Annotated in this window: 2 pseudogenes; both read right to left on the bottom strand. The window is 61.4% G+C overall.

The features are described 5' to 3' along the window. Window positions 1-109 (bottom strand): annotated as a pseudogene (locus tag HGP29_RS29160) (hypothetical protein); the annotation flags it as partial. A gap of 166 nt (window positions 110-275) precedes the next feature. Continuing rightward, window positions 276-580 (bottom strand): annotated as a pseudogene (locus HGP29_RS28515) (hypothetical protein); the annotation flags it as partial.

Raw genomic sequence — 580 nt, 5'->3', positions numbered from 1 at the left:
TTGAAATCGCCGAAGCCATCACGCCGCTGCCGGTATAAGGCAGCTGGATTAACTCCAGCAGCCCCTGCAGAGTGCCATCTTCCCCGCCGCGGCCGTGGAGGGCAATAAACGCTTTCTTAAAGCCCTGCTTTTTTAGCTGGGTAATATCAACATCGCGCGGGTCGACCGGATGGGCGTCCACCCCGCCTTCACGCAGCCCGGCCAGCACCGCCGCGCCTGAATTCAGCGACACTTCACGTTCAGCGGAGGTTCCACCGAAAAGCACCGCGATTTTATCAGCCATGGCGCTCCTCCTCCGTTTTTTGCGGGATCAGTTTGATTTCAGCCAGGTGGCGGGCGATTTTACCGATGTTACCGGCGCCCTGCACCAGTACTAAATCGTTGCCGGTCAGGACTGACGCCAGCATCTCCGCGGCCTGGGCCGAATCGGGCACCAGGATCGGATCCACTTTCCCGCGGCCGCGAATGGTGCGGCACAGCGAGCGGCTGTCGGCGCCCGGGATCGGCGCTTCGCCCGCCGGATAGACGTCCAGCATCAGCAGGGCATCCACCTGGGTCAGCACGTTGGCAAAATCATCAT

Source organism: Flammeovirga agarivorans, from assembly GCF_012641475.1.
GTDB classification, from domain to species: domain Bacteria; phylum Bacteroidota; class Bacteroidia; order Cytophagales; family Flammeovirgaceae; genus Flammeovirga; species Flammeovirga agarivorans.
Note: the sequence above shows the minus strand (reverse complement) of the source record. Positions and strands in the feature narration are given on the sequence as shown.